The organism is Staphylococcus sp. Marseille-Q1834, assembly GCF_916858875.1.
GTDB classification, from domain to species: Bacteria; Bacillota; Bacilli; order Staphylococcales; family Staphylococcaceae; genus Staphylococcus; species Staphylococcus pragensis.
Genome location: NZ_CAKASN010000001.1, coordinates 1510431 through 1532482 on the forward strand (window position 1 = coordinate 1510431; position 22052 = coordinate 1532482).

The 22052-nt window shown below is 33.9% G+C and carries 21 protein-coding genes and 1 pseudogene; 15 read left to right on the plus strand and 7 right to left on the minus strand.

Annotated elements, in window-relative coordinates; all coding sequences use genetic code 11:
• The first annotated feature begins 5 nt into the window (after window positions 1–5).
• On the plus strand, window positions 6–2093 hold the full coding sequence (locus LIX58_RS07375) for a DHA2 family efflux MFS transporter permease subunit (protein ID WP_154837803.1): 2088 nt from the start codon (window positions 6–8) through the stop codon (window positions 2091–2093).
• Window positions 2094–2245: 152 nt separating this feature from the next.
• Here the strand turns inward: LIX58_RS07375 and LIX58_RS07380 are convergent, their stop codons facing one another.
• The gene (locus tag LIX58_RS07380) at window positions 2246–2917 is read right to left on the minus strand and encodes a hypothetical protein (RefSeq protein ID WP_186805197.1); all 672 of its coding nucleotides are present in this window, start codon (window positions 2915–2917) and stop codon (window positions 2246–2248) included.
• 174 nt (window positions 2918–3091) lie between these two features.
• Between LIX58_RS07380 and LIX58_RS07385 the strand changes: the two genes are divergently transcribed.
• On the plus strand, window positions 3092–3991 hold the full coding sequence (locus tag LIX58_RS07385) for an alpha/beta hydrolase fold domain-containing protein (RefSeq protein ID WP_154837799.1): 900 nt from the start codon (window positions 3092–3094) through the stop codon (window positions 3989–3991).
• Window positions 3992–4007: 16 nt separating this feature from the next.
• On the opposite strand, the gene LIX58_RS07390 is transcribed toward LIX58_RS07385, so the two are convergent.
• Together LIX58_RS07390 and LIX58_RS07395 are read right to left on the minus strand one after the other, a co-directional pair.
• Window positions 4008–4424 (minus strand): hypothetical protein, encoded by a 417-nt coding sequence (locus LIX58_RS07390; RefSeq protein WP_154837797.1) that lies wholly within the window; start codon window positions 4422–4424, stop codon window positions 4008–4010.
• A 2-nt stretch (window positions 4425–4426) separates the two neighbouring features.
• Window positions 4427–4906: a thioesterase family protein gene (locus LIX58_RS07395; RefSeq protein ID WP_154837795.1), complete on the minus strand. Its 480-nt coding sequence runs from the start codon at window positions 4904–4906 to the stop codon at window positions 4427–4429.
• Between the two features lie 124 nt (window positions 4907–5030).
• On the opposite strand from LIX58_RS07395, the gene corA reads away from it, so the two are divergent.
• Both corA and fni read left to right on the plus strand, forming a co-directional pair.
• Entirely contained in the window at window positions 5031–5978 is a 948-nt protein-coding gene (gene corA / locus LIX58_RS07400) for a magnesium/cobalt transporter CorA (protein ID WP_154837793.1), read from the plus strand.
• Window positions 5979–6022: 44 nt separating this feature from the next.
• The gene (gene fni, locus LIX58_RS07405) at window positions 6023–7072 is read left to right on the plus strand and encodes a type 2 isopentenyl-diphosphate Delta-isomerase (RefSeq protein ID WP_154837791.1); all 1050 of its coding nucleotides are present in this window, start codon (window positions 6023–6025) and stop codon (window positions 7070–7072) included.
• A gap of 210 nt (window positions 7073–7282) precedes the next feature.
• On the opposite strand, the gene gltS is transcribed toward fni, so the two are convergent.
• Together gltS and LIX58_RS07415 are read right to left on the minus strand one after the other, a co-directional pair.
• The gene (gene gltS / locus LIX58_RS07410) at window positions 7283–8494 is read right to left on the minus strand and encodes a sodium/glutamate symporter (RefSeq protein ID WP_126566381.1); all 1212 of its coding nucleotides are present in this window, start codon (window positions 8492–8494) and stop codon (window positions 7283–7285) included.
• A 219-nt stretch (window positions 8495–8713) separates the two neighbouring features.
• Window positions 8714–9322: a DNA-3-methyladenine glycosylase gene (locus tag LIX58_RS07415; protein ID WP_154837787.1), complete on the minus strand. Its 609-nt coding sequence runs from the start codon at window positions 9320–9322 to the stop codon at window positions 8714–8716.
• A gap of 229 nt (window positions 9323–9551) precedes the next feature.
• Between LIX58_RS07415 and LIX58_RS07420 the strand changes: the two genes are divergently transcribed.
• The 4 genes and pseudogenes from LIX58_RS07420 to LIX58_RS07440 all read left to right on the plus strand — a co-directional run bounded on the left by LIX58_RS07420 (window position 9552) and on the right by LIX58_RS07440 (window position 12067).
• Window positions 9552–9758 carry a helix-turn-helix transcriptional regulator gene (locus LIX58_RS07420; RefSeq protein WP_103365562.1) on the plus strand — a complete coding sequence of 69 codons (207 nt, stop codon included), beginning with the start codon at window positions 9552–9554 and terminating at the stop codon, window positions 9756–9758.
• Complete coding sequence (locus tag LIX58_RS07425; protein WP_154837785.1) at window positions 9742–10476, plus strand: hypothetical protein; 735 nt, start codon at window positions 9742–9744, stop codon at window positions 10474–10476. The genes LIX58_RS07420 and LIX58_RS07425 overlap by 17 nt, the downstream gene beginning before the upstream one ends.
• Window positions 10477–10752: 276 nt before the next feature.
• A pseudogene (locus tag LIX58_RS07435) lies at window positions 10753–11018 on the plus strand (hypothetical protein); the annotation flags it as partial.
• Between the two features lie 29 nt (window positions 11019–11047).
• A complete protein-coding gene (locus LIX58_RS07440) occupies window positions 11048–12067 on the plus strand; it encodes an aldose epimerase family protein (RefSeq protein ID WP_226386225.1) in 1020 nt (339 codons plus the stop codon).
• 62 nt (window positions 12068–12129) lie between these two features.
• Here LIX58_RS07440 and LIX58_RS07445 read toward each other — a convergent pair whose 3' ends face one another.
• Window positions 12130–12792, minus strand: coding sequence for an MOSC domain-containing protein (locus LIX58_RS07445; protein WP_154837781.1), 663 nt, complete (start codon window positions 12790–12792; stop codon window positions 12130–12132).
• Between the two features lie 157 nt (window positions 12793–12949).
• Here LIX58_RS07445 and LIX58_RS07450 point away from each other — a divergent pair, with 157 nt between their 5' ends.
• Window positions 12950–13636, plus strand: coding sequence for a ribose 5-phosphate isomerase A (locus tag LIX58_RS07450; protein ID WP_126566396.1), 687 nt, complete (start codon window positions 12950–12952; stop codon window positions 13634–13636).
• Between the two features lie 165 nt (window positions 13637–13801).
• On the opposite strand, the gene LIX58_RS07455 is transcribed toward LIX58_RS07450, so the two are convergent.
• Window positions 13802–14845, minus strand: coding sequence for a CPBP family intramembrane glutamic endopeptidase (locus LIX58_RS07455; protein WP_154837766.1), 1044 nt, complete (start codon window positions 14843–14845; stop codon window positions 13802–13804).
• A gap of 257 nt (window positions 14846–15102) precedes the next feature.
• On the opposite strand from LIX58_RS07455, the gene hutG reads away from it, so the two are divergent.
• From hutG to LIX58_RS07485, 6 genes are all read left to right on the plus strand, one after another.
• Window positions 15103–16038, plus strand: a complete 936-nt coding sequence (gene hutG / locus LIX58_RS07460) for a formimidoylglutamase (protein WP_154837764.1) — start codon at window positions 15103–15105, stop codon at window positions 16036–16038.
• A 503-nt stretch (window positions 16039–16541) separates the two neighbouring features.
• Window positions 16542–17723: a SulP family inorganic anion transporter gene (locus LIX58_RS07465; protein ID WP_154837762.1), complete on the plus strand. Its 1182-nt coding sequence runs from the start codon at window positions 16542–16544 to the stop codon at window positions 17721–17723.
• Window positions 17720–18847, plus strand: coding sequence for an amidohydrolase (locus LIX58_RS07470; protein ID WP_226386226.1), 1128 nt, complete (start codon window positions 17720–17722; stop codon window positions 18845–18847). The genes LIX58_RS07465 and LIX58_RS07470 overlap by 4 nt, the downstream gene beginning before the upstream one ends.
• Window positions 18848–18975: 128 nt before the next feature.
• Window positions 18976–19857, plus strand: a complete 882-nt coding sequence (locus LIX58_RS07475) for an SDR family oxidoreductase (RefSeq protein ID WP_226386227.1) — start codon at window positions 18976–18978, stop codon at window positions 19855–19857.
• 225 nt (window positions 19858–20082) lie between these two features.
• On the plus strand, window positions 20083–21378 hold the full coding sequence (locus LIX58_RS07480; protein WP_154837758.1) for a Na+/H+ antiporter NhaC family protein: 1296 nt from the start codon (window positions 20083–20085) through the stop codon (window positions 21376–21378).
• A gap of 140 nt (window positions 21379–21518) precedes the next feature.
• The gene (locus tag LIX58_RS07485) at window positions 21519–22034 is read left to right on the plus strand and encodes an SRPBCC family protein (RefSeq protein WP_103329242.1); all 516 of its coding nucleotides are present in this window, start codon (window positions 21519–21521) and stop codon (window positions 22032–22034) included.
• The last annotated feature ends 18 nt before the right edge of the window (window positions 22035–22052 follow it).

Genomic DNA, 22052 nt, shown 5'->3' on the forward strand with positions numbered 1-22052 from the left:
ATAGAATGACAGCGACCTTCATTATTGGTTATATAGTTGTAGCGATCATTTTAGTTGGTTTGATTAATGTTTTACTAATGAAATCACGTAAAAACGCTAAATCAAACCAATCTAAGGGACAACACGTAAATGAAGAATCTAAAAGTCAAAGTAATCCATCTAAATTTAAAATAAATGACTTAGACCGAGATAAAGCGTCAAACGAATCAACTTCTTCTCATCGTGACGAAGAAGCGCGTCGTCACTTTGAGAACGAAGACAATCATCGTTTTGATAATGACAAACGTAAAGATCATTTCGAAAGCGAACAAGATCAACAAGATTCTGCATCTGAAAAAATTCATCCTGAACAAAAACAAGTATCACATTCCTTACATTATTCAGACGATGCTTCAGACATGAACAGTGAAGAAGCTGTTGGAGAGTCAAGAGATGAAGAAGATGTTAATAATCAACATTTACCTAAAGATTCAATTTATGAGCCGATTAATCCGAACACCCAAGAAGGACGCGTAAATGAGCAGATTAAACATCAAAAAGCTGATTTCGTGTTCGGCAAAAATACCACTAGAGGTATGATTTTAGCAGCATTACTGTTTGGTATGTTTATTGCCATCTTAAACCAAACACTATTAAACGTTGCTTTACCTAAAATTAATACTGAATTTAATATTTCTGCATCAACTGGTCAATGGTTGATGACAGGTTTCATGTTAGTAAATGGTATCCTAATTCCAATTAGTGCATTCCTATTTAATAAATATTCTTATCGTAGATTATTTATTATTGCGCTTGTATTATTCACACTCGGTTCTTTAGTTTGTGCGATTTCTACAAACTTCCCGATTATGATGACTGGACGTGTGTTACAAGCCATTGGTGCTGGTGTCTTGATGCCATTAGGTTCTAACGTTATCGTTACAATCTTCCCACCTGAAAAACGTGGGGCAGCAATGGGTACCATGGGTATTGCCATGATTCTTGCGCCAGCAATTGGACCAACATTATCTGGTTATATCGTTCAAAATTATCACTGGAACATAATGTTCTATGGTATGACAGCATTAGGTATTATTGCTATCATTATTGGTTTCTTCTGGTTCAGACTTTACCAAAAAACAACTAATCCTAGAGCCGACTACCAAGGTATTGTATATAGTACAATTGGTTTTGGTGCTTTATTATATGGATTCAGTGAAGCTGGTAACAAAGGTTGGGGCTCAGGTGAAATCATCGCTATGTTTATTATTGGTGTTATCTTCATTGCAGCTTTCGTCATTCGTGAATTAACAATGAGAGCGCCAATGTTAAATCTTGAAGTATTAAAATCACCAACATTTACACTTACTACAATTATTAACATGGTAGTAATGATGAGTTTATTTGGTGGTATGCTCTTATTACCAATTTACTTACAAAACTTACGTGGCTTCTCAGCCCTTGATTCAGGTTTACTTTTATTACCTGGTTCATTAGTAATGGGTCTTCTTGGACCAATTACTGGTAGATTATTAGATAAAATTGGTCTAAAACCATTAGCACTATTCGGTATTGCCGTAATGGCATACGGAACTTGGGAACTTACTCGATTAAATATGGATACATCTTATCTCCATATCATGAGTATTTATATTATCCGTTCATTTGGTATGGCGTTTGTAATGATGCCTTTAATGACAGCAGCTATCAACGCTTTACCACCAAGATTAATTTCTCATGGTAATGCATTCTTAAATACAATGAGACAATTAGCTGGTTCTATTGGTACAGCCATTCTCGTTACAGTTATGACAACTCAAACAACTAATCATGTTGCTAACTTTGCGAATGAAATGGATAAAACTAATCCAATGATTATCGATAAAATTCGTCAAATGGCTATGCAATATGGTGGTCAATCAAATGCTATGCAAGCAATCTTAAAATATGTTAATAAACTTGGATATATCGAAGGTATTAACGATGCATTCTGGATTGCTACTGGATTAGCAGTATTAGCGTTTATTTTAAGTTTATTCTTAAAAGGTAAAAAAGGCGCAGAAGCAGAACATGACAGAATGGTTAAAGCAGATCAAAATAAACAATTAAAATAATTCAAATAAAATTGTGTTGTGGGGGCATGATTTTTAAAGTATCGGTACACATGGAGTGTTATCGATACTTTTTTTATTTTTTTGGAAAAGATAGAACCAAATAAAAAACCATCAAGAATTTCACACTTCTTGATGATTTTTTATAATTAAATCTATTTAAGTTTCGTTTTTGGGCGACGGTTTCTAAAGAAGAAGCTGATGATGAGCAATGCTAGACTACATACCAATAAGATAAGCGCATTGTGAATCGCATCTGCTTCAGAAACAATTTGAGTTGGTGCCACCTTTAAATAGAAATCTTGTAACTTGTCGGAAATACGTTCCCCAATAAGTTGAACGGCATAACCAAAGTAATAAGACATTACTAACAGAATGGCTATAATAATGAAATTAATTATTTTTAAAATTGTACGATTAAAGAGAATAGTAATGATCGAAATCATCATACTAATGATGCATAAAATGAAAAATATATTAAAGACTATGACTAATTTGTCTGCAATATCTTGAATGTTTGCAAGCTGGCCAAAGTTAATATTTAATGAACCAATTTGAGTGACCAAATTTTGAAAATCTTTAATGCCTTCATAATTTATAGGTTGGTTTGCAAAGACAAGATTAAATATTGGTTGTCTGTACATACTATAACCAGTGATACCTACTAACACTAAAATAATAATATGAATAATTAAACTTACCCAAGAGCGTTTTTTCTTGCCAGAGCGATTAGAACGACTAAACTGATGATTATTTGTATATTTATTTTCTTCATAATTATCGTTGCGATAGTTTGACACTTTTTGACCTCCTTTATTCTTATTCATTTGTGTTATAAGATTGACTATTTTATACTGGGTTTAATGCAAAATAACTAGTATATTAATTATTCTTAACACTAAATTTACAACATACCTTTCATTATATCGTTTTTTATATTTAACAGAATAGTATTTCAAATATATCTCATTAAAAAATAAAAAGGCAGGTTATAAATTATCATGAGATCTCATATGGTAAATAGAATTATGAATAAGTATTTGTTACACAACCGCTCAATATTATTTGATAATCAAGCTGCATTTGACCAATTTATGGATCGACGTAAAGATGCCAATCGAGCGAAACATAAACAACCTTCAACATTAAATGTTAAAGCGAATCTTGACAAACTTTCTTTAGGAGAAATGCAGGTATTTAGATTTAATTTCCGTCATGAAACGAAGAAGAAAATATTATATATTCACGGTGGTTATAATACATTACAACCTTCACCATTTCATTGGAGATTTATGGATAAACTTGTATTAAATACCTTGTATGAAGTCGTACTACCTATTTATCCTAAGACGCCGGAATACCATATAGAAGATACTTTTAAAGCCATTAGTGATGTCTATGATTCTCTTTTAGAAGAAGTAGAGCCACAGAACATAGTGATTATGGGGGATGGAACTGGCGGCGCACTTGCATTAAGTTTTGTTCAACAACTTGTCGAACAACAACGCCCTGTACCTAAGAAGTTATTCTTAATTTCACCTATGTTGGATGCAACGATGACAAACCCTCAAATAACAGATAGTCTAATTAATAAAGACCGCTTTGTAAATATTGATGGATTACAACGTATTTTAAACGTATGGAGTAATGGAGATGCACTCGCAAATCCACGTATTTCTCCATTATATGGCTCATTAGAACATTTGCCACCCATTGTCATGTTCGGAGGAGGTCGCGAGATTTACTATCCAGACATTCAACAATTGGCTTATACATTAGAAGAAGCGAATCACGATATTCAATTCTTTGATTATCCTAAAATATTTCATGATTTCCCGTTATATCCAATTCGTGAATCACATAAAGTCATTAAACAGATTACTAAGACAATCGATCAATAATTACTGAAAAGAGGTTTCAGAATGATTCTGAAACCTCTTTAATCTTATTCTCTACTTGTGTAATGATGTAGCTTTGCCCCATGTAGTGGTAATGTTGATCTAATACTTCTTCAAGTTTAGACTGTGGCTGACTTATAAGCTGCATCACTTCTGACAAATTGATTTGCTTATCCTTAACGCGTGTTTGATAATCACGAAACTGTTTAACTAGTGTATGTGCTTCTTCGTTATCATCGATTATTTTCTGTATCGCTTCAATTGCCTGTTTTTGGCCTTGATAATAACTAATATTAAACGCGCGTTTCATTAATTCTTGACTTGGTCCGTTCATAAATAATTGCTTGGACTGATTTATTTCGATTAACTGCACTTTTAAATCATCATACAAATCATATACTTTTTCTGTAATTGAATCTCTTAACGTTTGCGCCATTTCTAATCATCCTTTTTTGTAGGTATACCAATTTGATGGCCCAATTGTTTTGGCCATTCTACCTCTCCTTGAATACTATAATATTGTTCAACATTCTTTTTGTACTTTTCTGGAAAAGGGGCAGACCGACGTTGTTCACCATCAATACCCATCATCATAACTTCATTAGTAGCGGCTAATACATCATCTTCTGTATATAGAGATAAAAAGAAGTGAACACGTTTATCATCATAATTATAGATGTTTACTATAATATGAAATGCTGTATCTAAAGACATTTCAGATAAATAAGTCGTATGTTCTTCTAAAGTGAACATCGTATAATTTAACGTTTTGCGTTCTTCTAATGATAGACCATTAGCATAATTAAATTCATTCACGGCTTCACTAAAGACGGCATTATATTCAGAATCGTGCATGTGGTTATTGTGATCGATTTGAGATTGTTCTACTTTTTTTCTAACAATAAATGGATAATTCATAAATAGTTACGTCCTTTCAATTTATATTTCTAAATTCATTTTACTAAATTAAAATAACGCATACACGACATTTAATTCATGGTAGAATGTAAGACGTATGGTTCTATAGGAGGTAACATATAAAATGACGATGATAATTCGGTATCAAACTTCAAAACAGTCACTTACCCAAGTTGATACAGTAAAAGACATTCCACAGGACGCGACGATCGTGTGGTTTGATTTTGAGAAAGCTACATCCGAAGAAAATGATTATTTAATTGAGAATTTCAATTTTAACTATTTAGAGTTAGAAGATGCTATCAGTGGCGTGCCACGTGTTAAATACAAAGCGTATAAAGATTATCAATACATGGTATTTCATAGTATGTATAAAGATGATTTTTCTCCTATAGCATTAAACGTCTTTGTAAATGATAAGGTATTAGTGACATATCATGATAAACATTTTGAATCTCTAAATAATGTCGCGGAAATGAACTCTAATAATCATGATCCAGATCTAGACTGTGCAGATATAGTGATACATATTTTGGACATGATGGTAGATAAATATTTTGATTTTGTTTATACAATTGAAGAGAAAGTCTATAACTTTGAGGATGCGCATGTTGATGATACGCATAGTAAAAAAGTAATGGACAATGTCTTTAAATTACGTTCAGACTTGATTAAAATCAAACGCGTTTTATTCCCAATGCAAGAATTGGTTAATACGATTAAAACAGAAGGTAATTTAATTGTCGATAGTAAACATTCCATGTATATTCAACATATCGATGACCATTTGATTAAACAGAATAACATTATCCGTACATCGCAAGAAATGACGAATGAGATTAGGGAGAACTTTGAATCGTATTCTTCTTTTAGAATGAATAGTATTATGCAAGTGTTGACACTTGTATCCGTTATTTTCTCGCCATTAACATTTATCGCTGGTGTATATGGAATGAACTTTGAATATATGCCGGAATTGAAATGGCATTATAGTTATCCTATATGTATGTTAGTCATGTTAATCATAGCGGTAGCGTTAATTATCTTTTTCAAAAGAAAAAAATGGTTCTAGTAGAGAGTATCAATATTATAAATTAAGCAAAGGTAGGTAGTAGCATGAGCGATATGCAAAGAGAACAGAGGAAAAATGAACATGTTGAGATTGCAATGGCACAACATGACGCGCCTCAATCGGACTTTGACCGTGTGAGGTTTGTACATCACTCGATTCCGAACATAAATGTAGATCAAATTGATTTAACAAGTCATACATCCAACTTTGACATGAAATATCCTTTATATATTAACGCAATGACAGGTGGCAGTGATTGGACGAAGAAAATTAATGAAAAATTAGCGGTCGTTGCACGTGAAACAGGTTTAGCGATGGCGGTTGGTTCGACACATGCGGCACTTAGAAATCCTAAAATGGCTGAATCATTTAGCATTGTGCGCCAAACTAATCCAGAAGGTCTCGTGTTTAGTAATGTCGGTGCTGATGTACCTGTAGATAAAGCAGTAGAAGCGGTGAGTTTATTAGACGCACAAGCTTTACAAATCCATGTGAATGCACCGCAAGAACTTGTAATGCCTGAAGGTAATAGAGAATTCTCAACTTGGATTGATAATGTAGCAGCAATTGTACAACGCGTAGACGTGCCAGTCATTATCAAAGAAGTTGGCTTCGGTATGAGTAAAGAATTATATAAAGATTTAATTGATGCAGGAGTAACGTATATTGATGTGAGTGGTAGAGGTGGTACGAACTTTGTAACCATTGAGAACGAACGTCGCTCTAATAAAGATATGGACTATTTAGCAAATTGGGGACAATCTACTGTAGAATCTCTACTTGAAAGCGCTGCTTACCAAGACACATTGAATGTATTTGCGAGTGGGGGTGTACGTACGCCATTAGATGCTGTTAAGAGCTTAGCATTAGGTGCGAAAGCCGTAGGTATGTCACGTCCATTCTTAAATCATGTTGAAAATGGGGGCATCACGAGCACAATTGACTATGTTGAATCATTTATTGAACATATGAAATCAATTATGACTATGTTAAATGCTAAAGACATTAGCGAGCTTCAACATAGTAAGTTAGTATTTGATCAAAAATTAATGTCTTGGATTGAACAACGTGGACTAGATATTCATAGAGGATAATGAAGTGAAAATAATAAAGGGAGTGGGACAGAAATTAAATAAATTTCGTCGTCCCACCCCGGCAAGGATGACTAGATTTGAAAAAAGCTTGATTTAAGCGCATTTTCAAACCAGTCAGCTACTGCCAATATATTAGTAAAGGCTGAGACATTTTAATTTGTCTCAGCCTCTTTATTTATTGTGTAGGTGTTTATTTTTCATTTTCAAGGGTTAACTACCAAAGATATTGATGAAGCCCATCACGATAGGTACGCCAGCTAAATCAATAAGGAAGGCACCAACGATTGGAACCACTAGGTAAGACTTAGGTGAGCTACCGTATTTCTTAGTAATCACATCTAAATTTGCCATAGCGTTTGGTGTCGCACCCAGACCGTGACCAATAAAACCACCGGCCATCACTGCCGCATCATAATCTTTACCTAGCACTCTAAATAGAATAAAGAAAGCAAAGAGTGAAATGAAAGCGACTTGGACTAAAACAATAATAATTAATGGTAAAGCTAATGAATAAACTTGTGTTAATTGAATACTCATTAAAGCAAGTGATAAGAATAAACCAAGTGCGACATCACCGATTTGATCATTCAGTTTCAAATCTATGATATTCCAATTAGTATATTCTGAAATATTACGTATAGCTACTGCTACAAACATAGAACCTACATACATCGGTAAACTTTGTCCAGTAAGATTAGAAAATTGATCGCCTATAAATGTACCTAGTGACATACAAAAGGCAATAATTGTTAATTGAATAAAGAACACTTGTGTTGGTTTATATTTCTTATGTAATGTGGCATTTTCTTCAACCTTACTATAATCTTTGAATGAATCATCACTATTTCCAGGTTTAAGGTTATAATGCTTAATCATCAATTTTACTAATGGGCCACCAATTAAACCACCAAATACTAAACCGAGCGTAGCAGCAGCTAAAGCAGCGGTTACTGCAGAATCAATATTGAAACTTTGTTCCAATGTTTGACCATAAGCCGCCGCATTGCCGTGTCCGCCTTCCATTGACATAGAACCAGCAGTTAAGCCTAATAAAGGTTTAATATGGAGTAGCTTCGCCAGTGAAATACCGATAAAGTTCTGACAAATGGCTAAAACGGCACAACAACCGAAATAAATGAGTAGCACTTTACCGCCAATTTTAAATAATTTAAATGATGCACCTAAACCAATGGTCGTAAAGAATACCATCATAAAGAAGTCTTGAATAAATTGTGCGTCGAGTGTAATTTTTAAAATATTAAAAGTATCTAAGACTGCAACTAATATTGCGAATATTAAACCACCAATCACTGGTGCTGGTATACAGACTCTTTGTAAAAAGGAAACGTGATTAACAATAAATTCGCCTAATAAATAAAGCAGACAAGCGAGACATAATGTTGTCACTGCATCTAATTCCAATTTATATTCCCCCTTTTGATAATTTCGCACACTTATCAATAATGAAAGCGCTAAAATTATCCATATTAACCATTATACATACAAAAAATATATATTTCTAGAAAGCATAATATCTTTTTAGTATATATAAAGGTTTGGAGTTATTTATATAAATGGAATTAATGTAACTTATATAATAATTTAAAAGGCACTTTAACTATCACTAAATCCAATATATCGCTATTTCCAAGTTTCTTCTGAGTTAACACATTCTGATTTACGTGCGCGAGATACATAGGGATTTCCTTTAACTGTATATCTTAAATGTTTATGCGTCCATTCGCCTTTATTAGGAATGCCAATTCTTGCACTTTCTTCAATTTCTCGTGGATATTTTCTATTCTTTACATCAATTGATAAACGACATTCGTTAATAGTGGAACCATCAATTGCACGAGGAATGTTAAAGGCTTTCGTCCATTTTCCAGGTCCATTCGTCACTTCATATCCATTTTTATTACGATTCTTAATCATTGCCTCAATACCATCTTCCGGCTCAACAGCGCGAATCAATACACCTTCAGGTACGCCTTCCGTACGTGTTACTAAATTAATTAATAAATGCGTGTGCATGACATGACCATAAATAGTGCCTCCGCGCTTATATAGTGATGTCACTTTAGGTGTTTGCTTGCCTCCAAATCCATGTGCAGCACGATCATCAAAGCCTAAGTATGATTCAGTTTCTACAATATAACCGCTATACGTTTGATTGTTATCTTGATAAATAATCTTAACGCCTAATAATGCTTTAGCAGTTTCTGTCGTTGGTTTAGATACGAAATCCATAATTATTCCTTCTTTCTATCTTTTTGAAAATGAAAAATAAAAAATGCACTCCATCAAGATATAAGACTAGAGCGCTATGTTAAATGTATAGTATTATAGCAATTATAATTGAAGTATCAATGAAATAAAATGAATTAAAATCAAAAGGATAACGTCACATATATTTGACAATTATTATGATAACTCGTTATGCTTTAAATAAATGGGAACTTGAAAGAAGTGAGGGAAAGTGAATAACGTTAAAAAATATCGAGGAGTAAGTAAAATATCCCAATTAGAACTTGCACGTTCAGTTGGGGTCTCACGTCAAACGATTAATATGATTGAGAACAATAAATATAATCCTTCATTGAAGTTATGTATTAATATCGCTAAGACATTAGGTGTAACATTAGACGACTTATTCTGGGAGGGAGAAGATGACAGCGACGGATGAAAGGATAGACGAACAACACCAAATAATTAAAGCTAAACATGGCATTATTAGTTTAAACTTTCTAGGTGCGATTGTCTCTTTTGAGGCAATAAGCGATTTAGAAAGATCGTTTTTATCCCCATTATTGATTGGGAGTCTTTTCATTCTAATCGTAATTGTGTGTAGGTTAACTATTCATAAAGAAACAGCGGATGATTTGTTTATCTATGTTAAAACACATGAAGAGAAAAGAAAACTAAATCGTCAATCCAAATTTAAACGTTTCTGGTTTTGGTTAACATGGATGCTTTTTGTGATATTTACAACTAATTTTATCGTACCAATGATATATAAAGGCCATATTAAATGGGAAATAAACCCAATACTTCTTATTTTTCTTCCAATTTATTTTATTATTTTTATGCTAGAAAATGACAAACGTATTCAAATTACTGAACAATATGTCCCAAGCATTGAAGAAAGAGAAGCTAATCCTAAAGGAATTCTCAGACTCATTCCTAATTACAGATTTGCTGACGAGCAACAAAAACAAACGATTATTAATACATATGCATCAAATTATATTTGGATTATCATTTCTTTGACTATCATTGTGATAATTGATTGTGTTGTGGAATTATTTATGCATCATTTGCCTATTGGTTCAATTATTACAATTATATTTTTAATGATTTCAGGAATAATATTAGCAATTCAATTTTATCGTCTAAAAAAATAATTTCGTTAAAAAATATAACAAGAAAACGCTATCTACAAAAAATATTTTATAGATAGCGTTTTCATTTTTTTATTTATATAAAATGTATGGAATATTATTAAGAAAAGTGTAACAATATGTATGTGAAAAAGTCAGTGCTTAAAATTAATTAGATAAAGAGCGTTACGAGTTGATACAATACAACTAATAAAGTTCATTGTATCGGAGGATTTAAAAATGCTTTATTCCATCTTTATCTTTTTATTAGCAGGTTTCTGTGAAATTGGTGGTGGCTATCTGATTTGGTTGTGGTTAAGGGAAGGGCAATCAAGTTGGTTGGGGTTAATAGGAGGTGCCATACTTATTATGTATGGTATCGTCGCTACATTCAGTCATTTCCAACATTCGGGCGTGTTTATGCAGCTTATGGCGGTGTATTTATTGTCATGAGTATTGTATGGGCATATGTTATTGATAAACAAGCGCCAGATAAATACGATTTAATTGGCGCATTAATTTGTATCATAGGTGTACTTGTAATGATCTTACCGAGCAGAGCCTGATTAAGCGTGTTAAGAGGGAGACGTAAGTAATGAAAGTTGAAGTAGAGAATCAAAATCACGGTATTGACTTAATTAAAATTGACAACGAAGAAACAAACATTGTATTTACGAATTATGGTGCACGCATTGTATCTTGGAAATATCATGATAATAATATTGTGTTGGGCAATAGAGTTGAGGCGGATGAATTCTACCCTCAGAACCCTTATAACTTTGGAGCTACAATTGGACGATACGCAGGTCGTATAGGGAATGCATCATTTACATTAAACAATCAAACTTATCAGCTTGAAGCAAATAATGGACCGCATCAGCTTCATGGAGGTAGTAACGGTTTAGATAAACGTTTATTTGATTATGAAGTAATAGATAATATAACGAATGTAAAGATTATTTTTACTACGCAATTACTTTCTAAAGAAGATGGTTATCCAGGGGATATGACAATTAAAGTGACTCATACGTATGATATGGAACATAGATGGAGGATTGAATACGAAGCTCAATCTAACGAAGATACCCCATTTAATCCAACCAATCATGTTTACTTTAACTTAAATAGAGATAACAATGTCATAGATAACCATAAACTTACAAGTAGCAAATTGAATATGTATCCAATCGACGATACCCATTTAATTTCAAATGATCAAACGATTGATTTAATAGATATTTTCAAGAGTGATAGTATTTATTTTAAAGATATTTTTTCATCTGATCATCCATTAATTACTGAACAGATTCAAGCTAACAATGGGTTAGATCATCCTTTTGAAATTGGCAATCAACAATTTCTTATTGAAAATAACGAATTTGCATTAGATGTTAAAACGACAATGCCTAACATGGTTATTTTTACTTTTAATCATACGTCAGATTGGAAAAGTGATTTCAATATTTATAAAGCACATTCAGGTGTAGCGTTAGAAACACAATTTTTACCTAATGACATTAATATGGATAAAGCACAAGCGAAATCCATCTTAAAGGCAAATGAGAAGTTTTATTCAAAAACGATTTACCATATTGCTGAAAAGAAAGAACAATAAAACAGAAACTCTGACTAGTTAGGAATGAGACATTTATTCTCATTTAACTAATCAGAGTTTTTTTATTTGTGTCTTTTAAGTGCGACGTTACGCATTTTTTCTAACTTTTCAATTCGATGTGGCGATAAATATGGATTTTGAAGTGCATCATTTAAGCGTTTTAAATTTTTACGGTCATTATAATAAATGTCATTGAGCTCTTGGACAGACAATCGTGTATCAGCATCAGCCAATTGAAGCAATTCTAAATTGTCATCCTCATTAACAAAGCCTTCTTTAATGACTCTAAAGTAAAAACCTGTCTTTCCAGATGCAGACATTCGTTTAACCAAATCTGGTATGCCATATTTAGTTTGAATCTTCCAACAAGGTTCACGTATTTCTGACACTTCTATTATCGCTTCACCTAAACGGTATTGATTGCCAAAGTACACCTCAGACTCGTCTAAATCTTCTATTGTAAGATTTTCACCGAACATCGCATATTCAGGTAAGTGCGAGAGGTCTTCTTTATATATAGCATAGTTTGCTTTACTAAAGCTACACACTGCTTTATGAGGCCCACCGTGATCTTTATACGCTTGTTCATCATCTACAAACCCTAATGTAGATAACCACATTTTTCCTGAAAATGGGACTTTATTTAAAGCAGAAAGCATTTGACGCTTTTGCCCATAGTCTAATTCTTCAACCTTTCCAGTAGAAATCGCATAGATAGGAATCATATATGTCACTCCTAACACTGTTTTAAGCAAAAGTTTACTATATTTTATTTGAAAAGATAAGGGATAATCACTAATAAATCTCTACAAGTGCTATATATTTCTTATTATGTCATGTAAAATAATAAGTAAGTAAACATGTAAAGGGGTCTCAGTAAACATGAAAGATTCGCAAGAGCTTAAACGAATGACAGTTGATGATGCTGTTGCTCAAATTACAGATAACATGATTTTAGGCATCGGAACTGGAAGTACCATTGAATTATTGATTCCTAAAATTGCAGAACGTATAAAAGAGGAACAACTTAATATTACAGGTGTTTGCACCTCTAATAAAAGTGAATATCTTGCTAAACAATTAAATATAAATATTGTAGATATTAACGATGTTTCCTATGTAGATTTAGCGATTGATGGGGCAGATGAAGTAGATCCTCAACTTAACTTAGTAAAAGGTGGCGGAGGAGCGCTATTCAGAGAAAAAGTCATCGATGAAATGGCTGAGCGTTTTGTTGTCTTAGTCGATGAAGGGAAAATGGTAGATTACTTAGGTGAAAACTTTAAATTACCAATTGAAGTAGATAAATTTAATTGGTTACATACTACTAAAAAGATTGAATCATATGGCAATATCCAAACTGAACGCCGCATGAATGGTGATATCCCATTTATTACCGATAATGGTAATTATATTATCGATTGTCAATTAAATGAAAAAATAGACCCTTATCAATTCCATGAATTCCTTATTCATTTAACAGGTGTCCTTGAAACAGGTTATTTCTTAGACATCACAGACCAAGTCATTGTAGGGACACAACAAGGCGTACAAATCATTAATAAATAACAAATAGTAAGGTAATAAGACATTTCATTAATAAAGTTAATTCTTCTATATTAATTCGTATGAAGTGTCTTATTTTTTTTTACCTAACATTAGATAATTAGAACTACATAGATATAAAAAAACCACTTCATAGCGAATAATGAAGTGGCTTTAATAATACACGATTTACTTGTTTTTAGTGCTGTCAATTTGATCTTTAGCATTATCTACTACTGATGAACGTCTATCATTTTCATAAGAAGCACTTTCTTTTAAATCATCTTTAACTCGTGACGCACTGTCAGTCGAATTTGTTGTTCTCTTAGCGCCAGACAAATGATTCTTCTTATTCTGATGTGTAACTGAGCCTTCATCTTCAGAAGTAGAGTTATCATCGTCGTCCATATGATCTAAGTAGTTATTAGGTTCAACTTCATCTAAAGATTGATTCGTGTTTCTATAGAAAATGAAGTGAACAATTAAACTTAATAAGTAAAAGACAACCGCTACGATTGTTGTACTTAAAGCAATTACTTTCATTGAGAAGACATCGCCAAGCTCTTCGCTAAATAAGAACACTTGCGCAAATGTCATCGCTGCGTGGAAGATAACCGCAATATAAATTGTACGGCCTCGCGTAGCACGAATCAGTTCACCAATAATCATAGAGAACATAAATGTGTAAAGGAAATGGTAAGCAGCGTATTCAGTACCATAAGTCGTATTCGCTGTCCATACAGAATACATTAAACCAACGATAATAGAAGCGAAAAATGTATTCACTTTAGTTTCTGTAATATTTTGAATGTAAGAACGGAAACCAAATTCAGCGAATAACGCCATAAGAATATGTCCAATTATAATAGTAAATACTGAAACTGATAAATCAGAAGATTGAAGTAAGATGAAACTGTCTGCAAATGCATTAAAGCTGAACATACCAATAATGAAAATAATTAGAGGTAAAATTAATGCAAGTAACATACGTTCCACTACTCTGATATCAATTGATAACTTCAAACCAGCAAGTTGTACTGGTTTATTTTTAAATGCCACAATACAAATGACTGCGGCTATAGCTGGTGTTATATTTTTAATATCAAAAACGAAACGTTTAATACCGATTGTAGCTTGAAAATCTCGTAGGATAATGGATAGCGTCATTGTTACAACGAAAAACACGAAGATTGTTAACGCCCATTGAAATCCTGAAATACGATTAGTCTTCATTTATGTAGCCTCCATTAGGGTAACCGTATAAACTCTTTCTTTAATATTATACATATTACTTGGGTATAAATAAATTGTCCATTTCAAATATCATTAAAATGTAATAGTCTTGAATTATTTTTATCTTATTGAAAACAATTTTTAATGTCTTAAAATGATTAGAATTGGGTATTAAACAAATACAAGGCGATAATGACATGATTGAATTAAATAATGTATGATTTAAATATAATATTTATTTTTTAGGGGGTAGCTTAATGTATACACAAGGTAATCCAAAACTATGGACAGGTAGAATTGATAGTGAAACTGATCCAAAACAGTTTAGACATTTTCAAACAGTAAAATTTGCTAATTTAGAAAAAATGGATACGAACGAAGATAAATCGGGTGTAGGTTTATTAGGTTATGCTGTAGATAAAGGCGTTGAACTGAATAAAGGACGAGTGGGTGCTAAAAAGGGCCCGGATGCAGTAAAACGAGAATTTGCTAAATTGCCTGATTTAAGCGAATGTGAAGCGTTAATTGATTATGGAAATGTCGAATATGAAGATGGTGAACTAAGTGAAACACAACAGGAGATGGCTAAATTCTCAGCTCAAGTGATTAAAAACCACAATCAAACCTTCTTAATTGGGGGCGGACACGATATAGCGTATGCGCAATATTTGGCTACAAGAGAAGTTTATCCTGATGCGTCTATTGGCATTATTAATATTGATGCACACTTTGATACACGTCCAGATGAGACACCAACTTCAGGTACGATGTTTAGACAAATTTTAGAGGAAGATGAACAAGCGGATTACTTAGTGCTTGGATTAGCTCAAGGTGGTAATACACGAGCGTTATATGATTATGCTGATGAAAAAGGAATTATTTATGTCTATGCAGATGAACTCTTACATCAAGTTTCCCCAACGATTAAAGATAAAATTGAACGCTTTATGCATGACCACGATACAATTATGTTTACTATTTGTATGGATGTTATTGATAGTGCCTTTGCTCCTGGTGTGAGTTCGCCAAGCGTCTTAGGTTTATATCCACATTCAATATTTGATATAGGTAAACGTGTGATTTTAAGTGAGAAAGTTTCTTCTATTAGTATTGCAGAAACTAATCCAGATTATGATGTAGATGATCGTACATCAAGATTAGCTGCTAATTTAATTCATCACTTCCTTGTGTAAAGAATTATATGAAATTCTTAGATGAACATTTACTCATTTTGTTGCGACGCTTTCTTGTGGGAAAGGCTTAAGCCTGTAGTCTTATAAAGTCGTTCTTAGATAGATATTCACTCACTTAAGTTGAGATGCTTGCCTAGGGGGCTGGGTCGAGCCTTGGTCTCGACACTTATCCTGCTCCCTCAGGCGTCACTCAACTACGTTTCGTTATCTATCTTAGAACGCCTTACACAAGTGCACGCGCACTAGTGTTCAATATAAAAAACACCAAGAGTTACGCAACGCCATTCGTAGTTCATCTTAGAACTACTTACCTAAGTGTTAGAACACTTAGGTTCATTAAAATTATTGCTTTTAATAACTCTCATAACTAAATAATTTATTATATTAAATTTCAGTCGCTCTTATGTGGAAGAGTGACTTTTTTAATACCGAATAAATATAAGAAATAATTGTGAGAAAAATTTGACAATTGTGATACCATAAAGAAAAAGGGGGGAAGCGCTATGCAGGAGAGATATCAAATCTACTTACAACAATGGAATAAAGATATTTCACAAAATATCTTAGTAGGCATATTGATGGGACTAGCCTTGCTTCCTACCACCATAGCATTCTCATTTATTGTCCACATAAGTCCAACTATCGGCATTATGAGTTGCGGGTTAATGCTCTTCTTCATAAGTTTTCTAGGTGTACGATTGAGTATGGTTTCTGGACCAAGTAGTGGTATTTCTATTGTGGGCGCGCCTTTAGTTGAGCACTACAATGTGCATTACTTAATTGCCGCAACGATTGTAATGGGTATCGTACTTTTTATATTTGGACTATGTCATATAGATAAAGTATTAAAACTAATACCAGATACGGTAGTTATGGGATTTATGAATGCCTTAGGTATTTTATTATTAACTACTCAAATTAAGTATATATTTGGTATCTCTGTTGCGACCTATATAGTCGCAATTGCTACGTTTGTCATTATATTTTTATCTTCTAAATTGATTCGGGCGGTCCCAGCACCGTTGATTGCAATTATTCTTGTATCGGTAGGTAGTTATATATTTAAGCCTCATGTCCAATTAGTCCATGACTTAGCTGACATTCATATTGCTATACCGAAGCTTACTTTACCTACTGAATTATTTCATTATCATGCTTTAAGCGTCATTGTCTTATATGGTTTGACTATGGCTATTATTTCAGTAGTACAAACCAATTTAACGAACGAAATGATGAATGTAATTACTCAAAATCCTACCGATAAAGATAAAGAAGTGGTTGCTCAAGGTATATCAAACATGTTAGTTGGATTATTTGGCGGATATGGCAGTAGTGCACTTGTAGGTCAATCGAAGTTTAATCATAGAATGGGCGCGACTTCGCGTTTAGCAACGTTAGTAACAGGACTACTCTTGCTATCTTGTATTTTCATTTTAGCGCCGATTGTTGGATTGATTCCTATGGCGGTATTAGCTAGTGTCTTAATTACTATTTCACTTAACACATTTGATCGCCGGACGTTCAAGCATTTGCGCGAAGCACCTGTCACACGTACGTTTGTGATGTTAGTTACCATTATTTTAGTTTTAACCACGCATAATTTAGCAATCGGTGTTGTAGCAGGTACAGTCGTATACTATATTGTTCAATTTATTTTGAAAAAGGGAGGACGAAGCACGATATGACAGAATATAAAGATTACGTTCAATGGCGTCGTTTATTTCATCAATATCCGGAAGTATCTAATAATGAATTTGAAACCACTCAACGCTTAAAAGAAATTTTAAAAGAATATGATATTAAAATCATTGATATTCCGCTTGAAACAGGGTTTGTAGCAGAAGTGGGTGACGGTGAACCTTGCATTGCAGTGCGTACAGATATAGATGCCTTACCAATTAAAGAACAAGTAGACCACGATTTTACCTCTTCTAATGAGGGGGCTATGCATGCTTGTGGACATGATATTCATATGGCAAGCATTTTAGCAGTAGCGACACAATTAAAAGCACAAGAATCTGAATTAAAAGGGCGAGTGAAATTCTTATTCCAACCAGCAGAGGAAGTGGGTACGGGTGCATTAGCAATGGCGGAAACAGAGGCACTAGATGATGTCAAAGCGATTATAGGTTTCCATAATTATCCAACTTTAGATATAGGAGGATTTGCGATTAAGTCTGGTCCTATAACGTCAGCCGTGGATCGTTTCGAATTTAAAATTCGTGGGAAAGGTGCTCATGCAGCTAAACCAGAACAAGGTAATGATCCAGTCATGGTGTTAGGTCAACTTATTACTAGTTTACAGACGATAGTGAGTCGTAATTTATCTGCCTTTGATAGTGCGGTGGTTACGATTGGCGAAGTATCTTCAGGTAACACATGGAATGTCATTGCTGATAACGCGTATGTTCAAGGTACAGTGCGTTCATTTAAACCAGAAATTCAAGATCAAATTGAACAACGAATGACTGATATTGCGAAAGGGCTTGAACAACTCTTTAATGTAGAAATTGAACTGGTTTATACGCATTTACCACAGGCTGTGATGAATGATGAGTTCTTAACAGAGCAGGCGAAAGAAGCGGTTAAGAAGGTTGGTTATAACGTCATTGAATTAGATGAACCTTATACTATTGGGGAAGATTTTTCAGGATTATTGGCTAATCATCCAGGTGTGTTTGCGTTTATTGGCTCTAATAGTGAGTATGACTTGCATCATCCTAAATATGATCCTGATGAGCGTATCTTGGAAAAGGTGCCTGAGTATTTCATTACGTTGATTCATCAATTACTTGCTGAGTATGCATAAAAGGTGTGTATTGGTATAGAATAATTTGTTTTGTGTGCTGTTTGGTGGTGCATTTTCAAAAAGAATGATTAAAAGAGCTATGAAGTTGAGTAAATAGTGAGTGATTATTCTATAGGAGATGATTTAACATGGGTGCACAAGATCCAAGAAATAAATTTAAGACGTCAGATTATGAGAAACAGGAACAAGAGGTGCCAGGTTTACAATCTGAGCTTACTCCGCAACCTGATTGTGGCGAGGAATCTTATGTAGGTCACGGTCGTTTGCAAGATTACAAGATGCTTGTAACAGGCGGTGATTCAGCGATTGGACGTGCAGCTGCAATTGCGTACGCGAAAGAGGGTGCTGATGTGGCAATCAACTATCTTCCTAGTGAGGAACAAGATGCGCAAGAAGTTAAAGCAGTCATTGAAAAAGCAGGGCGTAAAGCGGTGCTTATCCCTGGAGATGTACGAGATGAACAATTCAATTATGATTTAGTAGAGAAAGCACATGATGAACTAGGCGGATTAGACAATGTGACTTTAGTAGCGGGTCATCAACAATATCATGATGGCTTAAAAGATTTCGACACTGAATCATTTAAAGAAACATTTGAAACGAATGTTTATCCAGTTTTCTGGACAGTTCAAAAAGCATTGGATTATTTACAACCAGGTGCTTCAATTACGACAACATCATCTGTTCAAGGTTATAATCCTAGTCCAATCATTCATGACTATGCGGCGTCTAAAGCTGCAATCATTTCATTAACGAAAAGTTTCTCTGAACAATTAGGAGAGAAAGGCATTCGTGTGAATTGTGTTGCACCAGGGCCATTCTGGTCACCACTTCAAATTAGTGGCGGTCAACCTCAATCAGCCATTCCTAAATTTGGTCAAGAAACGCCACTAGGTAGAGCGGGTCAACCAGTTGAATTATCTGGTACGTATGTATTACTCGCTTCTGAAGAATCTAGTTACACAACTGGACAAGTATTTGGTGTGACAGGCGGTATTCAAATCAATTAATTAATATATTTTAAGTCTAGGCGAGAGTTGTTGATGCTCTCGCTTTTTTAAATTTTAAAGAAGTGTATGAGTGCTTTAGTTTCGGATGATAACATGCTGATACATATATAACGTCACTATTCGAGGCGAATATATGTAATTTTCATGAAAATAGGTTGACGTTAAATTAGTATTCTTGTAATTTTAAAGTTAAACTGATGTCAGATTATAGAAAGTAGGTCAAATATGGAAGATAGGAAGAAAGGCAATGCCTGGGCATTACTTCCTTTAGTATTATTTATAGCTTTATTTTTAGGTGTAGGTACTATTACAGGTGATTTTACAAGTATGCCGCTTAACGTAGCAATCACGGTCACTGTGATTGTTGCTTTAATAATGAATAGAAAAGAAAAGTTTGTAGATAAAGTTGAGATTTTCACGAAAGGGGCAGGACATTCAAATATCATTTTAATGGTATTTATATTTATTCTGGCTGGTGCCTTTTCAACAACCACTGAAAAAATGGGTGGCGTAACGTCTACAGTTAATTTAGGTCTATCCTTGATTCCTCAGAATTTAATCATTGTAGGATTATTTATCATATGTATGTTTGTTTCTATCTCCATGGGAACTTCTGTTGGTACTGTAGCAGCTATCGCTCCAGTTGGTTTCGGCTTTGCGCAAGCGACTGACATTTCTGCTGCGTTAGCGATGGGTACCGTAGTCGGTGGGGCAATGTTCGGTGATAATTTATCAATGATTTCAGATACAACGATTGCGGCAGTACGTACGCAAAAAACTAAAATGAGTGATAAATTTAAAGTGAATTTTTGGATCGTATTACCTGGTGCTATTTTAACGATTATTGTGCTTTTCTTCTTAACGAACGGTGTAACCATTGATCACTCAAAAAGCTATGACTATAATTTATTGAAAGTTATTCCTTATGTTTTAGTCTTAATTTTAGCGGTGGTAGGCGTTAATGTTATCATTGTATTAATCGGTGGTACATTGTTATCAGGTATTATTGGACTGATAGATGGTTCATTTGGCTGGCAAGGTTTATTAAAAGCAGTGTCTGAAGGTATTATGAGTATGGAAGATATTGCGATTATAGCTTTACTCATTGGCGGGCTAGTTGGTATTATTCAACATAATGGTGGCGTTGACTGGTTGCTTAACTTTGTAAGATCGAAAGTTAAGTCTAAACGTGGTGCTGAGTTTGGTATCGCTGGCTTAGTAAGTGCAGCGGATATTGCGACAGCAAACAATACAATTTCAATCATTATGGCTGGTCCTTTAGCGAAGAATATTGCTGATGAATATGACGTTGATCCTCGTAAATCGGCTAGCTTACTGGATATCTTTGCAGGCTGTTTCCAAGGTTTCTTACCATACAGTCCTCAAGTTATTGCTGCTGCCGCAGTGGCAAGTATATCGCCGTTTAGTGTAATGCCTTATTGTATTTATTCAATTATGTTAGGCGTCTGTGGCGTAATTGCTATTATTTTGCGCTATCCAAGAGTTAAACCTAAGGCTTAACGTAATTATTATGACGAGCTAGTTTTATTTTTTAATTTTCAAAATGAAAAACAAATAATTTAAACATTTTAATAGTTGAAAGTTTGGTACTATTTATAAATGCGTTAAAATAAGAGTAAGAGTGAAAGTAGGTGAAGCAAGTGGCAAAGTATAACGTGGAAAATGAACATGTCGAAATTCATATTGAACGCTTATTAAAATATTCGCCAGAATTAGTTTATCAAGCATGGACAGATGTCAATTTATTAAAACAATGGTTTATGACAACGCAACGTACAAATAAAGTGTTTGATGCAGACATTCATGAAGGCGGCCAGTATCGCATTGTAGATGCTCGTAATGGAAAACAAAATGTGATACAAGGGAAATATGAAGAATTAGTTTCAGATGAATACATTAAAATGACTATCGGCATGCCTGAGTTAAGCGATAATGAAGATGTAATTGAAGTAGAGTTTGAAGAGCGTGAGTCTGGTGGAACACAAATGTTCTTCTTTTATCAATCTTTAGTTGAAAAAGAGCGTCGTTTAACGGCATTAGAATATAAACATAAGAAAAAAGAATATCATGATGCGACTGTACATGGTCTAGAATTAATGTTTGATAAAATGCATGAAGTTCTACATCAGTACGTTGAAGATAATGGATTATTATAATTTCAATAAATAAGCGTC

What these genes read in the sequence shown, in the direction of transcription:
- LIX58_RS07415 (WP_154837787.1), bottom strand. Translation starts at nt 9,322, where the DNA reads ATGGATTTCGTATCTAAACCAACGACAGAAACTGCTAAAGCATTATTA.
- hutG (WP_154837764.1), top strand. Translation starts at nt 15,103, where the DNA reads ATGTATACACAAGGTAATCCAAAACTATGGACAGGTAGAATTGATAGT.
- LIX58_RS07425 (WP_154837785.1), top strand. Translation starts at nt 9,742, where the DNA reads ATGACAGCGACGGATGAAAGGATAGACGAACAACACCAAATAATTAAA.
- LIX58_RS07395 (WP_154837795.1), bottom strand. Translation starts at nt 4,906, where the DNA reads ATGAATTATCCATTTATTGTTAGAAAAAAAGTAGAACAATCTCAAATC.
- LIX58_RS07445 (WP_154837781.1), bottom strand. Translation starts at nt 12,792, where the DNA reads ATGATTCCTATCTATGCGATTTCTACTGGAAAGGTTGAAGAATTAGAC.
- LIX58_RS07375 (WP_154837803.1), top strand. Translation starts at nt 6, where the DNA reads ATGACAGCGACCTTCATTATTGGTTATATAGTTGTAGCGATCATTTTA.
- LIX58_RS07390 (WP_154837797.1), bottom strand. Translation starts at nt 4,424, where the DNA reads ATGGCGCAAACGTTAAGAGATTCAATTACAGAAAAAGTATATGATTTG.
- LIX58_RS07465 (WP_154837762.1), top strand. Translation starts at nt 16,542, where the DNA reads ATGCAGGAGAGATATCAAATCTACTTACAACAATGGAATAAAGATATT.
- LIX58_RS07380 (WP_186805197.1), bottom strand. Translation starts at nt 2,917, where the DNA reads ATGAATAAGAATAAAGGAGGTCAAAAAGTGTCAAACTATCGCAACGAT.
- LIX58_RS07450 (WP_126566396.1), top strand. Translation starts at nt 12,950, where the DNA reads ATGAAAGATTCGCAAGAGCTTAAACGAATGACAGTTGATGATGCTGTT.
- corA (WP_154837793.1), top strand. Translation starts at nt 5,031, where the DNA reads ATGACGATGATAATTCGGTATCAAACTTCAAAACAGTCACTTACCCAA.
- LIX58_RS07475 (WP_226386227.1), top strand. Translation starts at nt 18,976, where the DNA reads ATGGGTGCACAAGATCCAAGAAATAAATTTAAGACGTCAGATTATGAG.
- LIX58_RS07385 (WP_154837799.1), top strand. Translation starts at nt 3,092, where the DNA reads ATGAGATCTCATATGGTAAATAGAATTATGAATAAGTATTTGTTACAC.
- LIX58_RS07470 (WP_226386226.1), top strand. Translation starts at nt 17,720, where the DNA reads ATGACAGAATATAAAGATTACGTTCAATGGCGTCGTTTATTTCATCAA.
- LIX58_RS07480 (WP_154837758.1), top strand. Translation starts at nt 20,083, where the DNA reads ATGGAAGATAGGAAGAAAGGCAATGCCTGGGCATTACTTCCTTTAGTA.
- LIX58_RS07440 (WP_226386225.1), top strand. Translation starts at nt 11,048, where the DNA reads ATGAAAGTTGAAGTAGAGAATCAAAATCACGGTATTGACTTAATTAAA.
- LIX58_RS07455 (WP_154837766.1), bottom strand. Translation starts at nt 14,845, where the DNA reads ATGAAGACTAATCGTATTTCAGGATTTCAATGGGCGTTAACAATCTTC.
- fni (WP_154837791.1), top strand. Translation starts at nt 6,023, where the DNA reads ATGAGCGATATGCAAAGAGAACAGAGGAAAAATGAACATGTTGAGATT.